Source organism: Clostridium tanneri (assembly GCF_033659955.1).
Classification (GTDB): Bacteria; Bacillota; Clostridia; order Clostridiales; family Clostridiaceae; genus Clostridium_AM; species Clostridium_AM tanneri.
In genome coordinates, this window is record NZ_JARUJP010000051.1 from 1 (window position 1) to 3355 (window position 3355).

Annotated in this window: 4 protein-coding genes; 2 read left to right on the forward strand and 2 right to left on the reverse strand. The window is 29.1% G+C overall.

Features of this window, described 5'->3' with window-relative positions; all coding sequences use genetic code 11:
• Positions 1 to 240 precede the first annotated feature (240 nt).
• On the forward strand, positions 241 to 567 hold the full coding sequence (locus P8V03_RS18705; RefSeq protein WP_261673615.1) for a DUF1904 domain-containing protein: 327 nt from the start codon (positions 241 to 243) through the stop codon (positions 565 to 567).
• 128 nt (positions 568 to 695) lie between these two features.
• On the opposite strand, the gene P8V03_RS18710 is transcribed toward P8V03_RS18705, so the two are convergent.
• On the reverse strand, positions 696 to 1829 hold the full coding sequence (locus tag P8V03_RS18710) for a pyridoxal-phosphate-dependent aminotransferase family protein (protein ID WP_318799330.1): 1134 nt from the start codon (positions 1827 to 1829) through the stop codon (positions 696 to 698).
• 291 nt (positions 1830 to 2120) lie between these two features.
• Between P8V03_RS18710 and P8V03_RS18715 the strand changes: the two genes are divergently transcribed.
• Positions 2121 to 2717 carry a uracil-DNA glycosylase gene (locus P8V03_RS18715; RefSeq protein ID WP_261673613.1) on the forward strand — a complete coding sequence of 199 codons (597 nt, stop codon included), beginning with the start codon at positions 2121 to 2123 and terminating at the stop codon, positions 2715 to 2717.
• Between the two features lie 21 nt (positions 2718 to 2738).
• Here the strand turns inward: P8V03_RS18715 and P8V03_RS18720 are convergent, their stop codons facing one another.
• Positions 2739 to 3155: a VanZ family protein gene (locus P8V03_RS18720; RefSeq protein ID WP_318799332.1), complete on the reverse strand. Its 417-nt coding sequence runs from the start codon at positions 3153 to 3155 to the stop codon at positions 2739 to 2741.
• Between the last annotated feature and the right edge of the window lie 200 nt (positions 3156 to 3355).

Below are 3355 nucleotides of genomic sequence, written 5' to 3' on the forward strand. Positions count from 1 at the left end.
AAGTTGTTTTTGTTAAGTATTGTCGTTTCTTGTGACGACATGTGTTATTGTATCACATATTTTACATTGATCTGCTGTGAATCTTTCTATTTTACGACTTTATGTCATGTTAATTGTCTTTATCTAGTATTTTCTCAATTATACTACTATTGACACACTGGGATAAGTTTTTCTACCTGCTAAGAATAAATCTTTAATTTTTAATTTCCATAGGTTAAAATATTCTAGGAGGTGAGCTAAATGCCACAAATTAAAATGAGAGGCGTGGATATAAATAAAATATCTGTTATAAGTACTGAAATGATTGATGAACTTGAAAAAATAGTAAAATGTCCAAGAGAGTATTTTACTATTGAGTGTATTTCTTCAACATTTATAAAGGATGGCAAGATAGATGATGGGTATCCACTTATAGAGTTAGTTTGGTTTGATAGAGGTCAAGAAACACAAGATGAAGTATCAAAATCTATAACTAATTTCATACATAAGGCTGGTTACGAAAACGTAGATGTTTTCTTTACAGTCTTGAAAGAAAGTTCATATTATGAAAATGGAGAACATTTTTAAGTAATATTATATTTTTTTATTAAGTGATTAATAGTTAAGAGTTGTTATTAATAGTTATTTAATCTTAAAATTTATTGTAGTTAATTAAATTTTAGAAACTTACTATAATAACAACTTTTAACTATAATTTAGAACTCCTTTAAAAAGCAGGAAGCTATATTACACTTACACATAAATCCAAAATGATCCAGAGACTTTTGTAAGGCTGCCAAGGTATAACTAACTTTATCCACTCTTGCATTTTCGCCCATATGTCCTATCCTTATAACTTTTCCTCCTAAGTACCCAAAGGAACCTGCTATTAGTAAATTATATTGTTCTAGCATGTAATCTCTCAACTTTTTATCATCTATTCCATCAGGTATTTTAACAACAGTTACGTTATTACAATATCCTTCTTTAAGATACAATTCTAATCCTGATTCTTTTATACTTCTCCTAGTTGCTTCTGCTATATTTTTATGTCTTTCTAAGATTTTTTTATCACTTAGAATATTATCAATAGCTACTCTTAAAGCCATTATATCGCTTATAGGTTGGGTATAAGGGAACCATTTATTTTCATAATACTTTTCCCAGATTAATAGATTGCAATAAAATGATGCTATTGGAGTTGATCTATTTTTCATTGATTTAAAAGCATCTTCACTTATACTTAAGATTGTAAGTCCAGGTGGTGCAGATATACACTTTTGTGAAGCTCCTAGTGCTATATCTATTCTCCAATCGTCTACTCTTAATTCTTCTCCACCCATAGCAGCAACACTGTCTACTACAGTTAATATGCCTTTTTCCTTTAGCATAGGACATATCTGTGATACGTTATTCAGCACACCTGAGGGAGTATCACAATGCACTATTGTGGCGTACCTAAAATTACTATCTTTATCTAAAAATCTTTTTAATTCTTCTATATCTATATCTCTTTCTCTATCTCCTTTAAAAAATACTACCTCACCGCCATACATCCTTACAAAATCCGCAAACCCTTCTCCAAAAATGCCGTTATCTATAACTAAAACTCTATCTCCTTTTTCGGTTAATGATGCACACGCAGCTTCTAATCCCAATATACCTTCTCCATTTAGTATTCTCACTTCATTATTTGTTTTTAAAAATCGGCCTATTCTTTCACAGGTTTCTCTATAGAATTCGTAAAATTGTAAATCTAAATCTGGGTTTGTAAACTGTAAGCTTCTAGTTATCCTTACATTTTCACATACCTCTGTAGGCCCTGGTGTCATTATATATGGAACTTTCATCTTTACCACTCCTAATTAAATATTAGTTTTTTTACCTTTGTTATAATAAATAAATTATATCACCTGTAATAATCATTACAAAATGTATTAATACACTTTGCAATAATGTTTCACAGACTTTATATTATTTATATCCTTTATTAAAAAGCTAATACTCTGTGCATATATTAACTTAATTATGAAAAACTAAATATATTCACAAGTTGTAAAATGAATCAATTCTATGTTTACTGTAAACAATTAGATACTTCACTTTTATGTAGTATATTATTTTTTGAGAGGAACTAAGAAATGAATACAATAGAGAATTTAAAGAAAAAAATTAAAAACATAGTAGAAAATTATGATGAAGATCTAATTAGAGGATATATTACAGGAGACGGACCAATTCCTTGTGATATTCTATTTGTCGGAGAGGCTCCTGGAAAAACTGAGGTTGAACAAGGAAAAGCCTTTGTAGGAACTGCAGGTAAAAATTTTGAGAAGCATTTAAATTCTATTGGTTTATCTAGAGAAAACATTAGGGTAACTAACACCTGTTATTTTAGACCTATAAAAATCAAAGAAGGAAAAACTGGGAAAACATCAATTAGTAATAGGCCTCCTAAAATTTCAGAAATAGAGCTTTTCCGAGAAATATTAGATGAGGAAATTAAACTCGTTCACCCTAAAATAATAATAACATTGGGAAATGTACCCCTAAGGAGGCTTACAAATTTTAAGTCTATTGGTGAATATCACGGCACTCTTCACTTTAATCAGGAGTTAAGTAGTTATATATTCCCTATGTATCATCCTTCTTCCCTAACTTATAATAGAAGTGAAGAATTTAACTTAATGTATAAAGAAGATTGGAATAAACTAAAAAAAGCCCTAGAAAATTTATAACTAGGGCTTTTTCTATAGAGATTATTTGCTTTTAAAATATAAAATTAATGCACCTGCACCGCCGCCAAAAGTGTCTATTATAACATCTCTGATACGTCCAGTTCTGCCACTGACAAAAAGTTGATGAAACTCATCTGTACAGGCATATAAGAATACTATAAATAGTGCTAATATAAGCTTCTTCTTTAGACTAATACCTTTACTTAATGCATTAAATAGCAACAAATAAAGTATTAAGTACTCTAAAAAGTGTGCAATTTTTCTAATAATAAAGTTAGCTAGTTCACCTAAGATACTATCTAGGTTTAACCCTAAAAACTGAAATACTCTTATAACAAGCCTACTTTTCTCATCTGACACAACAGCTGGCTGATTGGAGAATATAAATATAATAGCCATCCATACAAAAACTAGTATGATTTTAAAATATTTTCTCATCCTATAAAACCTTTCTTAAATATATATGATTTAGTGAGAACCATCTTGTAGGTCATAAAAATAGTTTCCTACTCATGGAAAAGTTATAAATAAACTATCATAACTATATATTAATCTTAAGCTCTGAAAAAATCTATACTAAACCTATATTATAAAATGATTAATCAAAAAATAAAAAGAAGCATCTTAGAAGATGCTTC